Here is a 15,417-nt window from a genome sequence, read left to right as displayed (position 1 = left end):
TTCAGCCCTGCTGGGTCGGCACGACGATGAGCTCGGCCACATTGACCCTCGGCGGTGCGGCGACGGCGTAGGCGATCGCATCGGCGATATCGTCCGAACGCAGGATTTCGAGTTCGCTGCGCCATTGGGTGAGCCCGACGCGCTGTTCTTCATCGCGCATACCGGCGCCGAGTTCGGTTTCCACGAAACCGGGCTCGATATTCTTCACCCGGACACCGCGCGGGCCGAATTCCGCGCGCAGATTGCGGGTCAGGTGGGCAACCGCGGCCTTCGTCGCGGTGTACACGCCGTAGTTGGGGAATACGGTGTGCCCACCGATCGAGCCGACGTGGACTAGATCCGCGCGACGACCGTCGCGTGCGGCGGCGAGCAGGTCATCGATGAAAGCCCGTCCGGTGTAGAGCAACCCGTTGATGTTGGTGCCTACCATTTGATCCCATTCGTCGGTGTCCGCGGCTTCGAACGGCGCGGCGAGCATGACGCCCGCATTCGCGACCACCAGATCGACCGGACCGAATGTCGCGCGCACCGTCGCCGCGGCATCGCGCACGGATCGCTGATCGACCACATCGGCGACCACCGCGAGGGTCGGTCCACCGATCTCGGCGGCCAGTTCTTCGATCCGATCCTTACGGCGGCCGAGCAGGGCCACCCGTGCGCCATGGTGTGCGAGCTGTCGGGCGGTGGCGGCGCCGATACCACTGGACGCGCCGGTGACAACCGCAGTGCGGCCTTCGAGGTTATTTGTCATGAACACCACATTCGTATCCGCCACGGCCACCCGCCAGGCTGCGGACTTCCTGGTAGTCGCAGGGCCACCCAGGTCCGCCCGGGTTGTCCTACCCTCGGGTACATGGACTCCGAGAACCGATTGGGCGTATTCCTGCGCGCCCGCCGCGAACTAGCGCGTCCGGAGGAGTTCGGGATTCCGGGCGGCGGGCAACGGCGGGTAGCCGGACTGCGTCGCGAGGAAGTGGCCATGCTCGCGGGCATGAGCGCGGACTATTATGTGCGGCTGGAGCAGGGACGCGATAAGCATCCGTCCGAGCAGGTTGTCGAGGCATTGGCCCGGGTCTTCGCGTTGGACGAGGAGGGGGTCGCGCATCTGCGGGAGTTGGCGCGGCCGACGGCTCGGCGCAGGCGGGCAACGCGACGGCCCGAGCGGGTTGCGCCCGGGCTGCTACGCCTAATGGATTGCTGGCCGAATACGCCCGCGTTGGTCCTGGGCCGACATATGGATGTGCTTGCGGCGAATCCGCTGGCCACCGCGGTCAATTCCTGTTCGGCCAAGGGCGTCAATATGGTACGGGCGATCTTTCTGGACCCCCAGGCACGTGAGTGTTATGCCGACTGGCCCACCATTGCCGCCGATACCGTTGCCAGTCTGCGTGCCACCGCGGGCACCGATCTCGACGATCCACGCCTGACCGAACTGGTCGGAGAACTGACGCTGAAGAGCGAGGATTTCCGGCGGCTGTGGGCCCGTCATGACGTGCGAGCGAAAACCGCAGGCGTCAAACGTTTTCGCAACCCCTTGGTCGGCGATCTCACGCTGTCGTACGAAACCTTTGCCGTCAACGGTGCTCCGGGCCAGATCCTCATCGCCTATCACGCCGAACAGGATTCGGCCGATGAGCACGCGCTCGCGCTACTAGGCATGATCGTCGCGGGTAATGTGCACGAATCCCCTTCCGTGCCCGCCGATTCCGATAGCTGATACCTCGCCGCCTCGCTCGATCAACGATTTATCCACCAAACCGGTGAGCAACTCGAGATCGTCGACGGCATCGAGTGTTATACCGGCCGGAAATACCGCTAACCACATAACAAGACGGATCAATGCCGAGTTCGTCGCCGAGTCGATCCCTGCTCCGTTCGAACCAAGGCCTGCAAGGCATTCGCGCCGTTATCCGGTGGGTGTCCGTCCCAGATCGCATCGGCGGGCACAATTCGGCCGGGTTCCATGGCGAGCCGGGCCAGCAATGCGCGCACCTTGACCCCCCGCGATCCGCAGCGGTTGGTCCTCGTCATCGCGGACCTCGAAGGGGCCGAGCAGCAATACACGCACGGCAGTAAGCCTGCCGTATTGGTAGGGCAGTCGTAGTTCTGGTGGATCGGCTAACGACTGTGCGGCAGAATGCCGAGTGTCACGGCCAGTCCGGCCGCGATGCACCCGGCGGCCGCCGCGCTGGTCGGGAAGGAACGGGTGATGGTGGCGATGCCGGCCACGAAAATCAGGCAGGTTGCCGAGGCCAGCAGCGCGGTTCCGCGATCGACACCGGCGCGCCGGTGAATTCGCTTGTGCGTCACTGTCATGTTCAGGGAGTACCCGATCGCCGGGTTATCAAACTGTTATCGACCGCGACAGGCCGAATCATTCCGTGACAACTGCCGTCTCCGGCGTACCTCGAGTGGTAGGACTGGCAGATGGGCAATGACGAGACGGACGCGGACCTGATCGAACTCGCCACCAAGATCTTCGATCTAGCTCGGCACGGCGATACCGAGCAGCTCACGGCGTACCTCGATGCCGGTGTCCCGGTGAACCTCACCAACGACCATGGCGACACGCTACTCATGCTGGCCGCCTACCACGGTCATCAGGACGTGGTACAAGTGCTGCTGGCCCGCGATGCCGACCCGAACCGCGCCAATGACAAAGGACAGACACCGCTGGCCGGTGCCGTCTTCAAGGGCGAGACCGAGATCCTGCGCGCCCTGCTCGACGCCGGTGCTGATCCGGATGCCGGGACACCGTCCGCGCGGGCCGCGGCGGCCATGTTCGGCAAGAACGATCTGCTGAGCTTGTTCGGGGCGTGACCGATTGCCATGAGCACGAACGCCGATTCGGCTGCGTTCGGGCGGATCGGTATAGTCGCCGCGGATGAGTAGTGTCACCACCCCAGATAGGTCCAAGCCCGTGAACCGACGATTCGGGCGCGCGGTGTGGCTGGTGCCGGTGCTGCTCGTCGGCTTCGCCACCTGGTGCCTGCTGGCGCCGCTGTGGCCCTTCCATCGGATCACCGGTGGGTTCATCGACTTGCAGGTGTACCGGCTCGGTATCGAGGCGCTGCGCGATGGCGCGGATATGTACGGTCAGCTGCCGCAGACCACCATCGGTATCGGCCTGCCGTTCATCTATCCTCCGTTCGCCGCGCTGGTGCTGAGCCCGTTCGCACTGCTGCCATGGGACGCCGCGGCCTTCACCTTCTTCATCTCCTCGACGCTAGCGCTGGCCGTGACGCTCTATCTGGTCGCGCGGCGGCGCTGGCCCGAGCGCGGCGGATTGCGGCTCGCATTGCTCGCCACCTGCTGCGCGACCCCGCTGGCCATGCTGCTGGAACCGGTCCGGTCCACGCTGGACTTCGGACAGGTCAATCTGCTGCTGATGGTGTTGGTCGCCGCCGACGCGCTGACCGCGAAGCCGAAGTGGCGGCGCGGCATGCTGGTCGGTGTGGCCGCCGCGATCAAGCTGACACCGGCCGCGTTCGTGCTCTACTTCCTGGTGCGCCGGGACTATCGCGCCGCGATCACGGCCGCGATCACCGGTGCGGTGGCGACCGCGCTCAGCTTCGCGATCCTGCCCAAGGAATCGGTCAACTACTGGTTCGGCGGGCTCGGCAATGTCTCCGGGCTCAGCGGCTCCTCCTTCCATACCAACCAGTCGATCCAGGCCGTGCTCGCCCGCTTCGGCGTGGAGAAGCCGCTGTTCACCGTGCTGTGGCTGCTGCTGAGTGCGGCGCTGCTCGCGCTGGTGGTCCCGGCCATGCGCCACGCCGCCCAGGTGCCCGCACTCGCGCTGTCCATCAATGCCGTCTTCACGCTGCTGGTCTCGCCGATCTCCTGGTCGCACCACTGGGTGATGATCGCGCCGGCGCTCTTCGCGATGGTCTGTTACACGACCACACTGCCGCGCGGTCGGGCGATCGGCTGGTATGTGGCAATTGTGCTCACCGCCGCGGCATTCGTCTACGGGCCGCAGAATTGGCTGCCCGGCGATAATCGCCGCGAATTGGCTTGGACGCCTTGGCAACACCTGTGGGGGAACACCTACGTGTGGTTGAGCGTGTTGCTGGTGGCTGCGTACCTCGTTGCCAGCAGGCGGGCGAAGTCGCAAGTGAGCGAACGCGATTGCGCGCCGAAGGACATCGATCTGGTCGATCTGGCAGGTCCCCGCCCGGCAGCCTGACCGTTTCTGAGATGCTGGGCTTTTGGACGGAGGTGCCGCGTGGTCGCGATCGATATCGAACGGAATCCGAAGTCGGCGTGGCCGCTGACGCCCCTGCGCGCGGTGCACGCGCGCGGGCTCGGCGGGGTGCCGCCGACGGCATTGGTGCTGATCGGGATCGTCAGCGTACAGGTCGGTGCGGCACTGGCCAAACAGCTGTTCACTGCCACCGGAGCCGCGGGTGCGGTCACCCTGCGACTGTTCTTCGCCGGGGTGGTGCTGTTGGTCGTCTGGCGCTCCTCGCTGCGCATCGAGCGGCGCGCGCTGCCGGTCGTGCTCGGCTACGGCACCGTACTCGCCTCCATGAATCTGTGCTTCTATCAGGCCATCGACCGGATTCCGCTGGGTATGGCGGTCACCCTCGAATTCTTGGGGCCGCTCACCGTCGCGCTGGCGGGCTCACGGCGATGGACGGATCCCGTGTGGGCGGTGCTCGCCGGCGGCGGCGTGCTGCTGTTGACCAAGGCGGGCGGTGATGTCGGTTGGTCGGGTGTGCTGTTCGCGCTGGCCGCGGGAGCCCTGTGGGCGAGCTACATTCTGCTGAGCGCCGCACTCGGTGACCGGACCAGCGGCGGCGGGGGATTGGCCATCGCAATGGCCTTCGGCGGTGTGCTCATGGTCCCGGTCGGCATTGCCGACGCGGGAGCGACGCTGTTCCAGCCGTCGGTCCTCGCCGCCGGTTTCGCGGTCGCGATGCTGTCGTCGGTGCTGCCGTATTCCGTGGAACTCGAAGCGCTGCGGCGCATTCCACCGCGGGTCTTCGGCGTACTGATGAGCCTGGAACCGGCGGCCGCCGCACTCGCCGGACTGATCGTCCTCGGCCAGATCATGCACGCGGCGCAATGGGCTGGCGTCATCTGCGTGGTGGCGGCCTCCATCGGGGCGACCCGCACAGCGCGGCGGAAATAGTCAGCAGCCCGCACTACCCGGGGCGAAAATCGGGACTTCACACCACCACGGCTTGATCATTGGCGGTGTCGCCGGTGCGCCGGCGACGATCCAATCGCCCTGTAGGGATACCTCGCGGGGTGACAGCGGTTCGTTCGCCGGACCGGTGGCGACGGATCCGTCCAGATGGAATTTGCTGCCGTGACAAGGGCAATTGATGGTGCCGCCCGCGATTTCGTTGAGGGCACAGCCCTGGTGTGTGCAGATCACCGAGAAGCCTTGGTAATTACCGGGATTCGCTTGGGTCACGACAGTGTCACCGAGGATGAGGCCGGAGCCGACCGGCACATCCGCGGCGCGGGCGATGGCGTTCTCCGGTGCGCCCTCCTCGACCTGCGGCGCCGGTGCGGGTTGCTCCTGCACCTGTCGACGAGTGGCGGGTAGCGGTGCGAACGCGCCCGCGATGATCCATTCGCCCTGAACCGAGATGGTGCGCGCGGCGAGCGGTTGGGTGGCCGGACCAGTGGCTACGGAGCCGTCGAGATTGAATCTACTGCCGTGGCAAGGGCAATTGACGGTGCCCCCGCTGATCGTGGCGACCGCACAGCCCGCATGCGGGCAGATGACCGAAAAGGCCTGGTAATTGCCAGAACTCGGTTGGGTGACGACGGTATCGCCGAGTAGCACGCCGGAACCGATCGGGACATCGGCGGTACGGATAAGTGCGGTGCCGGGCACTGGTTGCCGCCCGGCCTGTATCTCGACGGCGGAAGGCGACGGTTCGGCGGCGATCGAACTCGACGACGTCGGCGCTGCGGTGGAAGTGGAAGTGGCTGGGTTCGAGGGACTTTCGCTCGTCGAACAGGCCGCGACAACTGCCGCGGCTCCTGCTCCGATGACGATTGTTCGACGGTTGACATGTTCGACGCTCATCGTGACCTCGGCGTTGTCGGCTCGTTGTGGTAGGTGTTACGAGATGGCCGCCGATTCGGTTCGAGGTCGTTTCGGATACTTGCCGATTTTGGCGCTGCCTACCGCCCGGTGGTGATCGGGGTGCTCGCCGCGCTGTATGCCGTCGAGCGAACCGGCCGCGGCCAAGTCGTCGATGCGGCGATCGTGGATGGCACCGCGCATCTGCTCGCGAGCACCTTCGCCAAACTCGCGCGCGGCGCGTGGACCGACGAGCGCGGGGTCAACCAACTCGATGGTGGTTGGCCGTTCTATTCCGTCTACGAGACCAAAGACGGGTCGGCACATGGCCGTCGGTGCGCTGGAGGCGAAGTTCTACCGGCAGCTGATCGAACTGCTCGACCTCGATATCGATCCCGCACAACAGCACGACCGCTCGACCTGGCCGAAGCTGCGAAATATGTTGGCCGAACGATTCGCCGAGCGCACCCGCGACGAATGGGCCCGGTTGTTCGAGGGGACCGACGCCTGGAGACTGGAACCGGGCGGGGCAGCCACCGGCCATTGAACGGAACACTTCTGAGACCAGAGGTAGGTGTTCGATGAGACTCTCCTGAGAAAATACGGCGGCGCTACCCGTAAGCGCGCGCTGTGACCCGTAGGCTGGAATGATGCGGGCGATTGCGTTCTACGAATTCGGCGGTCCGGACGTACTGCAGATCGTCGACATCCCGATTCCGGAACCGGGTCCTGGGCAAGTCCGAGTCGAGGTGCGGACCACCGCGGTGAATCCGGTGGATTGGAAGATCCGTTCCGGCGCATTATCTTTCGGCGAACCGACGTTTCCGCAGTATCCGGGTGGTGAGATCGCCGGTGTGATCGATGCGGTCGGTCCTGATGTCACCGGCGTGGCGGTCGGCGACGAGGTGCTCGGCTGGGCCGTCGCGGCGTACGCCGAGTACACCCTCAGCAATGCCGTCGCGAAGAAACCCGAGGAATTGTCCTGGCCGGATGCCGCATCGCTCCCGGTCGCGGTGTCGGCGGCGGAGAAGTCATTGGCGGCACTGAAAATACAGTCGGGCGACACGCTGCTCATCAACGGTGCGTCCGGTGCGGTGGGGTCGATGGCGGCGCAACTGGCAGCGGCCGAGGGAGCCACCGTAATCGGCACCGCATCCGCGGCCAATCAGGACATTGTGCGCGAAATCGGCGCCACCCCGACCACCTACGGTGCCGGTCTGGTCGAGCGCGTGCGCGAACTCGCGCCCAACGGCATCGACGCCGTCTTCGATGCGGCCGGATACGGTGTGCTGCCCGCCGCGATCGAATTGCGTGGCGGCACCGACCGCATCGTGACGATCGCCGACCCGGCGGCCAGCGATCTCGGCATCACGTTCCTCGCCGGTACCGGTGCCCAGCGGCCGACCGAACTGCTCCACCAGGTCGCCGAGCGGGTCGCCAGCGGTACGTTCCGGCTGCCCGGCCCGGCGCGGACCTTCCTGCTCGAGCGTGCCGCAGCCGCCCAGGAGGAGAGCGAAAAGGGGCGTGGCCCAGGCAAGGTCGTCCTCAACGTGAGCTGACCCCGTCCCGGAACGCCTTGTTGCGAACGACAACCGGCGTACCATCTTCTCTTGCCGTGTACCGATAGGAGCCGCGGCAAGGAGGAGGACGGGCGCGATGGCCGGTAGTCCATCGACGGACGGCACGGGCCGCGGCGTGCTCGATGCCGGTTTCCAGATCCTGGAGGCCATTTCAGCGGCACCCGAGGGCTGTGGACTCTCGCAACTGGCCCGCACCACCGGATTGGCGAAGGCCACCGCATATCGGCTGGCCGAACAATTGGTGGCGCTCGGTGCCGTACAGCGGGTAGAGCAGCGTTATTTCGTCGGCGAGCGCATGGCGGAGCTCGGGCGACATTGGCAGGCCGCACCGATCCTGCGCCGGGCCGCGCAACGACCGGCCCGGGTACTGTCCGCATTGACGAATTCGACTGTTGCGGTGTGCATTCTCGATGCGGGTGAGGTTCGGATGGTCTCCGGGATCAAGGGCGCGGAGTTTTTCGTAAATACCACCGTGGATCCGGAGTTGGTCTATCGCACCGCGTTGGCGCAGGTGCTGTTCGCGGGGCGCGTCGACAACACCGTCCCGCCGCCGAGCTATTCGGCCGCGGAATGGCAGCGTGTCTGCTCCGGAATCGTCGATGCGGGAATGGTTTCCGTCGACCATCACAAGCTCATCGCCGGGATATGTTGTGCCGCAGCGGCTATCCGTCAACCGGGCATGTGTGACGCGGCCGCGATCGGCTGTATCTCCCTGTCCCAACAGTTTCCGCCGAATCTGCCCGGCCTGGTCGCACATGCCGCCCGCGAAATCGAGAAGAATCTTCGCTGATCGGTTCGTTCAGTGGACCGGACCGTTCCTGCATACTCGGCGGGCGAACCAGGATAGATGAGCTGTCGAACGCTGTGAGTAAGGGCGATCCACCGATGCAAGACTCCGATCTCTGGGGCCACCGCTATGTCTCCTCATCCGTCATCGAGAACGGCCGACCACGATTCCTGGTCCGCGGCACCTGGATCACCCTGTGGTTCGTCGACGAAACCCGCCGCCTATCCGCCCATGCAGGTGCGAATACCGTGATGTTCGAGGTGGATCCCGATAGCGGTGTTCTGAAAACCCGGTCCCCGTTCTCCACCGTGCTTTCCTACCCGCCGGAATTCGCCGACCAGGACTCCTGGCTCACCGAATTCCTGCTCCTCGCACCGACATGGACCACCACCGGCGACGGCACCCTCATCCTCAGCGACGACCGGATCAGGATCGAGCTGCAACAGACCGCCGACTGCCCCTAGGTCGCCGGAATAAGAAGGTTTTCGACAACTCGGCGGATCTTGGACACCGCATCGGATTCGCCGAGTCGCAGTGCGGTATTGGCGGCGCAGAGGACTGCGTCGATCTGGAAGGCTGCGAGATCGATATCCAGATCAGCGATTTCGCCCGAATCGACGGCATACCGGAGTTCGCGCGCGATGGTCGCTATCCAGTCGCGCTGATCGCGGACGAGGGCATCGCGCACCGGACCGGGACGACTGTCGAACTCCGCCATATTCGCGACCCGATAGCAGCCACCCGTGAACAGCGGGGTCTGCGCATAGACGATCCAGTGTTCGATCAGGGCGCGAAGTCGTGCCACTCCATGCGGTTGTGCGCGGGCGGGCTGGATGACGGCATCGACGAACATATCGCGGGCGAAATCCAGCGCCGCCAGTTGCAGCGTCTCCTTGGTCTTGAACAGGGTCTGCACACCCGCCTTGCTGAGCCCGGTATCGCTTGCCAACTTGCCGAAGCTCAAACCCTCGAGACCGTCGAGGGAGGCGGTGTCGACCGCGTGACGCAATACGAGCTGGCGACTGCGGGCCCCGCGCAGCAGGCGCTTGTCCTCGGTAGTCATATCTAAAGAGTACGTCCGGCCGTATTGTTAAACAACGGGGCTCACCATCGCCTGCAGCAGATCGCGCAGGGTGCGCTGCTGCGCGGCGGTGAGTGAGGTCAGTGGCGACCGCGCCCCGAGCAGGTCGAGCGCCTCGGCGCGGCGCCGCTGCCCGGCCGCCGTCAGCACGATTTGTTTGGCGCGGCGATCGGTCGGATGTGGTTGTCGCCGAACGAGATCCTGCTGTTCGAGGCGGTCGAGCACGAAGGTCGCATTCGACGGTTCGCACGACATTCTGCTGGCCAACTCGCGCGCGGTAATCGGATCCGACAGTTCGCGCAGGGCGATGACCTGCGACGGCGTCATATCCAATGTCTCGGCGACGCGGCGTACATGCACGTCGAGGCGATGGGTGAACTGATGCACCAGCTTGCAGACATCCCGATCGATCTCGGTATCGACGGTGAGATTCGGTGACGCCTGCTCCATCATGCCGCCGAGTCTAGTGTCATGCTTCGAACTGTGATAGTTCTAGTTCAAATCATTTGAGTTGTAACTATCTGGAGTGGATATATGCGTCCTGCTGTCTTTGCGCTCATGCTGGTGGTCTTCAGCCTGACCACCGGGGAATTCGTCATCGCCGGAATCCTGCCCGAGGTGGCCGATGGTCTCGCGGTGTCGGTGCCTGCGGCGGGTCTGCTGGTGAGCGCCTATGCGCTGGGCATGATCGTCGGTGGCCCGGTGGTGACCGTGGCGACGGCGCGGCTGCCGCGCAAACCGCTCGTGGTCGGTTTGGTCGCGGTCGCGGTCGTGGCGAACCTGGGTTCGGCTCTCGCGCCCGACTATTCGACCGTGCTGCTGGCCAGATTCGCCGCAGGACTCGTGGTGGCAACGTTTTTCGCCGTCGCCATCGCAACGGTCGTCGCTACGGCCGAACCCGGGCGGGAGGCGTCCGCGGTGGCGCAGGTGTCGCTCGGCATGAATCTGGGCATTGTCGGCGGCACCCCGATCGGCGCGGCTATCGGCCAATCTTTGGGCTGGCGTGCGACATTCGTATCGGTCGCAATGTGCGCGGCCGTCGCGCTACTGCTCGTGCTGCGTTTCCTGCCGACGATGCCTGCGCCGTCGGGCGGATCGGTGTCCGGCGAGCTGCGCGTATTCACCGACCGTCGAGTGCAATTGGCGATCGCGCTCACCGCACTCGGCAATGTCGGTGTGGTGATGGTGTTTACGTACTTCACCCCGTTGCTCACCGAGGTGAGCGGTTTCGCGGCGGGTGTTGTTCCCGTGCTGCTGCTGACGTACGGCGCGGGCGCGGTGCTCGGCAATTATCTCGGTGGTCGGCTGGCCGATAAGGCGCTGATGCCATCGCTGGCGGTCCTGCTCGTCGCTCTTGCGGGCACGCTGGCGCTGCTCTGGGGCGTCGCGGAAATTCAATTGATCACAGTGGCATTGATTTTCGTGCTCGGTGTGCTGGCCTTCGCGATCATTCCCGGTATGCAGACCCGCGTCGTGACCGCGGCGGGTGCGGCACCCACACTGGCCGTCGCGGTCAATGCCTCCGGATTCCAACTCGCCGCCGCATGCGCGGGCCGCGTCGGCGGCTGGGCCATCGATGACGGACCGGGTCTGCGTTCGATATATTCGGTCGCCGCTGTGCTCACGGTCTCCGGTTCGGCGATGGCACTGTACATGCTGCGCCGTGATCGCAAACCCGCGTTGGAATCCAGCTGACCGGTATCTCGGTGAATCTGCTTGGTGCACAATCCGTCTCGAGTCGAGCCGCTATTATCTGGCTAGACGCTTACCAGCGTCGCCGATATCAGAAGAGGGGTACGACTGTGAGCATGATTCTGGCCGCGGCACATGACACGTATGGAGCAGTCCTGGCCCAACTCGGCAATCCGACACCGGAGGCGCCGCCCCTCGCGGACAAGATCCTGCAGATGGTGCGCTATTTCACCTGGTTCATCCTGCTGGCAGGCATTACCGCCATCACCTACGCGGGTGGACGGTTCGCCTGGGAGAAGTGGTCCGGTGGTGGCCTGCAGTCGCCGAAGATGGTGGCGGGAGCCATGATCGGCGGCGTCGTCGCGACCAGTGCGGGCACCATCATGAATGCCGTAATCGGCACCTAGGCACGCCATTTGATGGAGCAGCCCATGCTCGGCCGGTGCGGCTCGGGCACGGGTGCTCTGGTGAGTACCGCCTCGACCGCGGCGCGTAATTCGTTGCCGGTCACCGGTTTACCGTTGCCGGGGGTGGATTCGTCGAAGGCGCCACGGTATGCGAGTTCGAGTCGCGCGTCGTAGAGGAAGAAGTCCGGCGTGCATGCGGCCCGGAAATCTCGACCGACCTGCTGTGTTTGGTCGATCAGATAGGGGAACTTCCACCCCGCGCGATCGGCTTGTGCCCGTAGATGTTCCGGCGCATCATCTGGATAGGCATCGGCATCATTGGTGCAGATCGCCACCGTCGGGATGGTCAATGTGCCGAGCACCTCGCCGAGCTTCGCCTCGAGGTGCCGCACATAAGGGCAGTGGTTACAGGCGAAGATGACCAGTAACCCGGGCCCGTCCGCGTAGTCGGCACGGGTGTGTAGGTGACCGTCGAGGTCGGGCAGACTGAAGTCCGGAGCGGGTGTTCCGATCGGGACCATCAAGGATTGGACCGACATGAGGTGCCTCCATCCGAGTCGATGTCGAGCGTAAACCGTTTATCGCGCCAGATCCGCCGGATCGGTATTGGCGCCGCACAGGACGACGCAGACCCGTTCGCCGGGTTCGGGTCGATAGGCCTTGGTGGTCAATGCCGCGAGAGCAGTTGCGGCGGCGTGTTCCACGGCCAAGCGGCGGTCCTGCCACAGGGCCATCCGGGCCGCGATGATGTCGGCATCGGGGACGAGCACCGACGTCACGTCATAGTTCTGCGCAGCGTGCAGTGCCAGTTCGGTGGCGCGGCGGGCGCCCAGGGAATCGGCGGCGACCGAATCGACCGGCGCGTCGACGATACGTCCGGCCTGGATCGCATCGTGCAGCGCCCGACAGCGTTGCGGTTCCACCGCGATCGTCCGGACGCCGTAGTGGTCCGCCGCCGTGGCGACCCCGGCGAACAGACCTCCGCCGCCGACCGCGACGACAACGGTGTCCAACCGGGGGAGCAGATGGTGGAGCTCCACCATGAGGGTGCCCGCGCCGGCCGCGATGTAGGGGTTGTCGTAGGCATGCGAGGGCAAAGCCCCACTGGTATCGGCGAATTCGCGACAGGCGGCGAGTGCGTCCGCGTATTCGGTGCCGACCAGGCGCACATCCGCGCCGTAGCCGCGCAGTCGCTCGACCTTCACCCTCGGCGCCGTAGCTGGCAGGAATACAGTCGCCGGTACCTCCTGTTCGCGAGCCGCCCACGCGCACGCGAGTCCGGCGTTTCCGCCGGATGCGATGGTCACGCCCGCGTCCGGCAGCGTCGCGTCGTCCTGGTGCGCCCGGATGAAGTTCCGGGCGCCACGGGCCTTGAACGAACCGGTGTGCTGCATGAATTCCAACGCCAGCCATAGCTCACCGGTTGCGTCCCCGGGTGCGATGGCGACCGGCCGCACATGCCCGGTGATCCGATCGGCAGCGGCCTTCACATCGCCGTAGCTCAACTCCATTCGCACTCCTGTCCTCGGGTTCCTCATTGCTCATCCTGCCCTCTCCTCAGGCGTTGGGGAGCGCCCGGTGCAGGAGGTCGAGCAGATCGGTGAGGTGGCGGTCGTAGGTGGCTGATCGAAGACCCGTGGTGTCGCGCATGGTGAAGCCGTGCGGGTAGCCCACCGAGGCGTAGCGGACGTGCGCCGCGGCGAGCGCGCTTTCCAAACGGGCGATCTGCTCCGGAGTATCGAATCATCTTGGCTCGCAGGGTCGATCAATAATTCAGCGGTAGATATCCGTCGAGTCCTCTTATTTGCGAACAAATTGCCGATTTTCCCGCCATGTAGTCTGCGTCCATCTGTGAAGTTGTAGTCATGCTCTGTCGAAGAGAGGTTGACCTGTGAAACTGATCTGGATGACGGTGCCGGCCGCAGTTGCCGTTGCCGTGGCGGGCTGCTCCGATGACAAGTCCACGACGGCCGCGTCGCGTTCGTCCGTACCTGCGGAGACGAGTTCGGTGAGTGCGACGCCGATCGAAAACGAGGAGCCAGCCGACGGCGTGCGGATTCCGTTGGGGGAAACCAAGAAAGTGCCGATTCCCGCCGATGCCGTAATGGATATCAGGGTGCCCGTCGATTGGGGCGCGGCGAGCGCGAGCCTACGCTGTGCGGTAACCGACAGCACCGGCCGCAACGAAGACCTTCGTTCCACTAATACGAAAAAACAGGAAACAATCGGCGGAAAAGAGTGGATGACGCTGTGGACCTTTTCCTCGCCCGCCGGTGCTGAAGTCACCGTGGGATGCAAAGATCCGGAGTCGAAACTCGCGCCGGACGACGATCACCTGATCCGAGTTGTCCCGCGCGGCATCACTCCGCACTGAATCGCTGTGACGCGGGCGCCCAACCCGCCGCCCGAGCCTGCGGTACGCCGCCGCGATTGTCGACGGTGTAGACGATTTCCACCGATCCGCCGGACAGCGCACGCGAACTCTCGAGGGTCAGCCCGGTATCGATATCCAGTGCTTCGGTGAGGCGCATGCCGCCGCCGACGAAGAAGGGCAGCACGACCAATTCGAGTTTGTCCAATGCGCCTATCGCGCGAAAGGTTTCGATGGTGCGCGGACCGCCGATCAAATGGACATCACCGCCTCGATTGGCCGCGCGCAGCTGCTCGAGCAAGCGCGCCGGATCGCTGTCCACCGTGACGTGGTCGGGGGTGCCCGCGGGACGCTGCGATGCGAGCACGAACACCTGCAGTGTCGGCCACGGCCAGCGGTCATTTGTCAGCGCGGGCGCGAAGGTGGTGTGCCCCATGAGCGCGGCCTCACAGGTCGCGACGAATTCCGGAATGCCGTGGCTTTCGCCGGGTACATACGCCGGATCGACGACCTGTGGCGGCCACCCATTCGGTGTGGTGATGTAGCCATCGGCGCTCATGCACAGGCGTGAACGGATTTGCATACGACGTGCCTCCTTGGTTCGGCCTGCTGGATAGGACGACCCGGCCGCCGGGAATTCATCGGCGATCGATGACCGATCTCGGTGCCGCAGGAGCAGCCGCGGTGGCTGGCCGATCGACTACTGACCTTCCTCGACTCGGGCACGGGTAGCCTCGGATTCGTGGCAGAGGCAGTGCCGGGATATCGGGAGCGGCCGTCGCGGCTGCCGGGTGCGGTGGTGTGGACGAATACCAATGCCACCGGGGCCACGGCATTGCCGGTGTTGCCGGATGGATGTATGGATCTGCTCTGGAGTAACGGCAGGTTGCTGGTGGCCGGACCGGATACCCGGGCATATATGGCCGATGGTGCGGCGGGCACTCGATGGGTGGGGGTTCGATTCGCACCAGGGAGCGCGCCCGCTCTGCTCGGCGTGCCCGCATACGAATTGCGGGATAAACGGGTGGAGTTGGCGGATCTGTGGTCCTCGGCGAAGGCGCGGCGGCTCGCGGAACAGGTCGGCGCGGCAGCGGATCAGACCGATGCACTGGAAGCTATCGCGGTGCGCCGGGCCTACGACACCGAACCGCCCGACCCGGTCTTGTGGCGAATCGTCGATGCGCTGAATGCCGGATGTTCGGTCGCCGCGACGGCCGAGGCCGCGGGGGTCGGTGCGAGAGTGTTGCATCGACGCTCGCTCGCGGCCTTCGGCTACGGACCGAAGACGTTGGCGCGAATCCTGCGGCTGCAGCGGGCGCTCGCGGTGGCGCGTAGCGGAGTGCCGCTCGCGGACACCGCGTTTCGCACCGGATTCGCCGATCAGGCCCACCTCGCGCGCGACGTGCGTGAACTGGCAGGCATGCCGTTGAGCCAGTTGCTCACCCGCTCATAG

Annotated in this window: 22 protein-coding genes and 1 pseudogene; 12 read left to right on the top strand and 11 right to left on the bottom strand. The window is 65.3% G+C overall.

What is annotated here, in order from left to right; genetic code table 11:
• Position 1: 1 nt before the first annotated feature.
• Complete coding sequence (locus ACIBG0_RS25095) at positions 2–751, bottom strand: SDR family oxidoreductase (RefSeq protein ID WP_397035403.1); 750 nt, start codon at positions 749–751, stop codon at positions 2–4.
• 102 nt (positions 752–853) lie between these two features.
• Between ACIBG0_RS25095 and ACIBG0_RS25090 the strand changes: the two genes are divergently transcribed.
• Entirely contained in the window at positions 854–1,717 is an 864-nt protein-coding gene (locus ACIBG0_RS25090; protein WP_397035402.1) for a helix-turn-helix transcriptional regulator, read from the top strand.
• 119 nt (positions 1,718–1,836) lie between these two features.
• On the opposite strand, the gene ACIBG0_RS25085 is transcribed toward ACIBG0_RS25090, so the two are convergent.
• The gene (locus ACIBG0_RS25085) at positions 1,837–2,031 is read right to left on the bottom strand and encodes a hypothetical protein (RefSeq protein ID WP_397035401.1); all 195 of its coding nucleotides are present in this window, start codon (positions 2,029–2,031) and stop codon (positions 1,837–1,839) included.
• A gap of 87 nt (positions 2,032–2,118) precedes the next feature.
• Complete coding sequence (locus tag ACIBG0_RS25080; RefSeq protein WP_364345082.1) at positions 2,119–2,316, bottom strand: hypothetical protein; 198 nt, start codon at positions 2,314–2,316, stop codon at positions 2,119–2,121.
• A gap of 111 nt (positions 2,317–2,427) precedes the next feature.
• On the opposite strand from ACIBG0_RS25080, the gene ACIBG0_RS25075 reads away from it, so the two are divergent.
• From ACIBG0_RS25075 to ACIBG0_RS25065, 3 genes are all read left to right on the top strand, one after another.
• Positions 2,428–2,820, top strand: a complete 393-nt coding sequence (locus ACIBG0_RS25075) for an ankyrin repeat domain-containing protein (RefSeq protein ID WP_397035400.1) — start codon at positions 2,428–2,430, stop codon at positions 2,818–2,820.
• 64 nt (positions 2,821–2,884) lie between these two features.
• Positions 2,885–4,189 (top strand): glycosyltransferase 87 family protein, encoded by a 1,305-nt coding sequence (locus ACIBG0_RS25070; protein WP_397035399.1) that lies wholly within the window; start codon positions 2,885–2,887, stop codon positions 4,187–4,189.
• Positions 4,190–4,228: 39 nt separating this feature from the next.
• Positions 4,229–5,137 (top strand): EamA family transporter, encoded by a 909-nt coding sequence (locus ACIBG0_RS25065; RefSeq protein WP_397035398.1) that lies wholly within the window; start codon positions 4,229–4,231, stop codon positions 5,135–5,137.
• Here ACIBG0_RS25065 and ACIBG0_RS25060 read toward each other — a convergent pair whose 3' ends face one another.
• Both ACIBG0_RS25060 and ACIBG0_RS25055 read right to left on the bottom strand, forming a co-directional pair.
• Positions 5,138–6,049 (bottom strand): Rieske 2Fe-2S domain-containing protein, encoded by a 912-nt coding sequence (locus ACIBG0_RS25060; RefSeq protein ID WP_397035397.1) that lies wholly within the window; start codon positions 6,047–6,049, stop codon positions 5,138–5,140. It lies immediately after the preceding gene.
• Positions 6,050–6,085: 36 nt separating this feature from the next.
• Entirely contained in the window at positions 6,086–6,250 is a 165-nt protein-coding gene (locus ACIBG0_RS25055; RefSeq protein ID WP_397035499.1) for a hypothetical protein, read from the bottom strand.
• Between ACIBG0_RS25055 and ACIBG0_RS25050 the strand changes: the two are divergent.
• From ACIBG0_RS25050 to ACIBG0_RS25035, 4 genes and pseudogenes are all read left to right on the top strand, one after another.
• Positions 6,182–6,593, top strand: a pseudogene (locus tag ACIBG0_RS25050) (CoA transferase). The gene ACIBG0_RS25055 and the pseudogene ACIBG0_RS25050 sit on opposite strands and share 69 nt — an antisense overlap.
• A gap of 103 nt (positions 6,594–6,696) precedes the next feature.
• The gene (locus ACIBG0_RS25045; RefSeq protein ID WP_397035396.1) at positions 6,697–7,605 is read left to right on the top strand and encodes an NADP-dependent oxidoreductase; all 909 of its coding nucleotides are present in this window, start codon (positions 6,697–6,699) and stop codon (positions 7,603–7,605) included.
• A 97-nt stretch (positions 7,606–7,702) separates the two neighbouring features.
• A complete protein-coding gene (locus tag ACIBG0_RS25040) occupies positions 7,703–8,416 on the top strand; it encodes a helix-turn-helix domain-containing protein (protein WP_397035395.1) in 714 nt (237 codons plus the stop codon).
• A gap of 95 nt (positions 8,417–8,511) precedes the next feature.
• On the top strand, positions 8,512–8,877 hold the full coding sequence (locus ACIBG0_RS25035) for an META domain-containing protein (protein ID WP_397035394.1): 366 nt from the start codon (positions 8,512–8,514) through the stop codon (positions 8,875–8,877).
• Here ACIBG0_RS25035 and ACIBG0_RS25030 read toward each other — a convergent pair.
• Both ACIBG0_RS25030 and ACIBG0_RS25025 read right to left on the bottom strand, forming a co-directional pair.
• Positions 8,874–9,476 (bottom strand): TetR/AcrR family transcriptional regulator, encoded by a 603-nt coding sequence (locus tag ACIBG0_RS25030; protein ID WP_397035393.1) that lies wholly within the window; start codon positions 9,474–9,476, stop codon positions 8,874–8,876. The two genes, ACIBG0_RS25035 and ACIBG0_RS25030, sit on opposite strands and share 4 nt — an antisense overlap.
• Before the next feature lie 27 nt (positions 9,477–9,503).
• Positions 9,504–9,947 (bottom strand): MarR family winged helix-turn-helix transcriptional regulator, encoded by a 444-nt coding sequence (locus ACIBG0_RS25025; RefSeq protein WP_397035392.1) that lies wholly within the window; start codon positions 9,945–9,947, stop codon positions 9,504–9,506.
• A gap of 81 nt (positions 9,948–10,028) precedes the next feature.
• On the opposite strand from ACIBG0_RS25025, the gene ACIBG0_RS25020 reads away from it, so the two are divergent.
• Both ACIBG0_RS25020 and ACIBG0_RS25015 read left to right on the top strand, forming a co-directional pair.
• On the top strand, positions 10,029–11,189 hold the full coding sequence (locus ACIBG0_RS25020) for an MFS transporter (RefSeq protein WP_397035391.1): 1,161 nt from the start codon (positions 10,029–10,031) through the stop codon (positions 11,187–11,189).
• Between the two features lie 113 nt (positions 11,190–11,302).
• Complete coding sequence (locus tag ACIBG0_RS25015) at positions 11,303–11,593, top strand: hypothetical protein (protein WP_174415132.1); 291 nt, start codon at positions 11,303–11,305, stop codon at positions 11,591–11,593.
• Here ACIBG0_RS25015 and ACIBG0_RS25010 read toward each other — a convergent pair.
• Genes ACIBG0_RS25010 through ACIBG0_RS25000 form a run of 3 tightly spaced genes read right to left on the bottom strand, consistent with a single transcriptional unit; the run spans position 11,590 to position 13,309 of the window.
• Positions 11,590–12,132 carry a thioredoxin family protein gene (locus tag ACIBG0_RS25010; RefSeq protein ID WP_397035390.1) on the bottom strand — a complete coding sequence of 181 codons (543 nt, stop codon included), beginning with the start codon at positions 12,130–12,132 and terminating at the stop codon, positions 11,590–11,592. The genes ACIBG0_RS25015 and ACIBG0_RS25010 overlap by 4 nt on opposite strands.
• Before the next feature lie 39 nt (positions 12,133–12,171).
• Positions 12,172–13,104, bottom strand: a complete 933-nt coding sequence (locus tag ACIBG0_RS25005; RefSeq protein ID WP_397035389.1) for a threonine/serine dehydratase — start codon at positions 13,102–13,104, stop codon at positions 12,172–12,174.
• Between the two features lie 46 nt (positions 13,105–13,150).
• On the bottom strand, positions 13,151–13,309 hold the full coding sequence (locus ACIBG0_RS25000; RefSeq protein ID WP_397035388.1) for a hypothetical protein: 159 nt from the start codon (positions 13,307–13,309) through the stop codon (positions 13,151–13,153).
• A gap of 175 nt (positions 13,310–13,484) precedes the next feature.
• On the opposite strand from ACIBG0_RS25000, the gene ACIBG0_RS24995 reads away from it, so the two are divergent.
• Entirely contained in the window at positions 13,485–13,967 is a 483-nt protein-coding gene (locus ACIBG0_RS24995; RefSeq protein WP_397035387.1) for a hypothetical protein, read from the top strand.
• Here the strand turns inward: ACIBG0_RS24995 and ACIBG0_RS24990 are convergent.
• A complete protein-coding gene (locus tag ACIBG0_RS24990) occupies positions 13,954–14,547 on the bottom strand; it encodes a dihydrofolate reductase family protein (protein ID WP_397035386.1) in 594 nt (197 codons plus the stop codon). The genes ACIBG0_RS24995 and ACIBG0_RS24990 overlap by 14 nt on opposite strands.
• An 81-nt stretch (positions 14,548–14,628) precedes the next feature.
• On the opposite strand from ACIBG0_RS24990, the gene ACIBG0_RS24985 reads away from it, so the two are divergent.
• A complete protein-coding gene (locus ACIBG0_RS24985; RefSeq protein WP_397035385.1) occupies positions 14,629–15,417 on the top strand; it encodes a helix-turn-helix domain-containing protein in 789 nt (262 codons plus the stop codon).

This window comes from Nocardia sp. NPDC050630 (genome assembly GCF_044457245.1).
Lineage (GTDB): Bacteria > Actinomycetota > Actinomycetes > Mycobacteriales > Mycobacteriaceae > Nocardia.
Note: the sequence above shows the minus strand (reverse complement) of the source record. Positions and strands in the feature narration are given on the sequence as shown.

Coding starts and splice junctions, on each gene's coding strand:
- ACIBG0_RS25070 (WP_397035399.1), top strand. CDS start 2,885: ATGAGTAGTGTCACCACCCCAGATAGGTCCAAGCCCGTGAACCGACGA.
- ACIBG0_RS25095 (WP_397035403.1), bottom strand. CDS start 751: ATGACAAATAACCTCGAAGGCCGCACTGCGGTTGTCACCGGCGCGTCC.
- ACIBG0_RS25010 (WP_397035390.1), bottom strand. CDS start 12,132: ATGTCGGTCCAATCCTTGATGGTCCCGATCGGAACACCCGCTCCGGAC.
- ACIBG0_RS24990 (WP_397035386.1), bottom strand. CDS start 14,547: ATGCAAATCCGTTCACGCCTGTGCATGAGCGCCGATGGCTACATCACC.
- ACIBG0_RS25060 (WP_397035397.1), bottom strand. CDS start 6,049: ATGAGCGTCGAACATGTCAACCGTCGAACAATCGTCATCGGAGCAGGA.
- ACIBG0_RS25075 (WP_397035400.1), top strand. CDS start 2,428: ATGGGCAATGACGAGACGGACGCGGACCTGATCGAACTCGCCACCAAG.
- ACIBG0_RS25085 (WP_397035401.1), bottom strand. CDS start 2,031: ATGACGAGGACCAACCGCTGCGGATCGCGGGGGGTCAAGGTGCGCGCA.
- ACIBG0_RS25005 (WP_397035389.1), bottom strand. CDS start 13,104: ATGGAGTTGAGCTACGGCGATGTGAAGGCCGCTGCCGATCGGATCACC.
- ACIBG0_RS25020 (WP_397035391.1), top strand. CDS start 10,029: ATGCGTCCTGCTGTCTTTGCGCTCATGCTGGTGGTCTTCAGCCTGACC.
- ACIBG0_RS25055 (WP_397035499.1), bottom strand. CDS start 6,250: ATGCGCGGTGCCATCCACGATCGCCGCATCGACGACTTGGCCGCGGCC.
- ACIBG0_RS25025 (WP_397035392.1), bottom strand. CDS start 9,947: ATGATGGAGCAGGCGTCACCGAATCTCACCGTCGATACCGAGATCGAT.
- ACIBG0_RS25090 (WP_397035402.1), top strand. CDS start 854: ATGGACTCCGAGAACCGATTGGGCGTATTCCTGCGCGCCCGCCGCGAA.
- ACIBG0_RS25040 (WP_397035395.1), top strand. CDS start 7,703: ATGGCCGGTAGTCCATCGACGGACGGCACGGGCCGCGGCGTGCTCGAT.
- ACIBG0_RS25045 (WP_397035396.1), top strand. CDS start 6,697: ATGCGGGCGATTGCGTTCTACGAATTCGGCGGTCCGGACGTACTGCAG.
- ACIBG0_RS25080 (WP_364345082.1), bottom strand. CDS start 2,316: ATGACAGTGACGCACAAGCGAATTCACCGGCGCGCCGGTGTCGATCGC.
- ACIBG0_RS25035 (WP_397035394.1), top strand. CDS start 8,512: ATGCAAGACTCCGATCTCTGGGGCCACCGCTATGTCTCCTCATCCGTC.
- ACIBG0_RS25015 (WP_174415132.1), top strand. CDS start 11,303: ATGATTCTGGCCGCGGCACATGACACGTATGGAGCAGTCCTGGCCCAA.
- ACIBG0_RS25030 (WP_397035393.1), bottom strand. CDS start 9,476: ATGACTACCGAGGACAAGCGCCTGCTGCGCGGGGCCCGCAGTCGCCAG.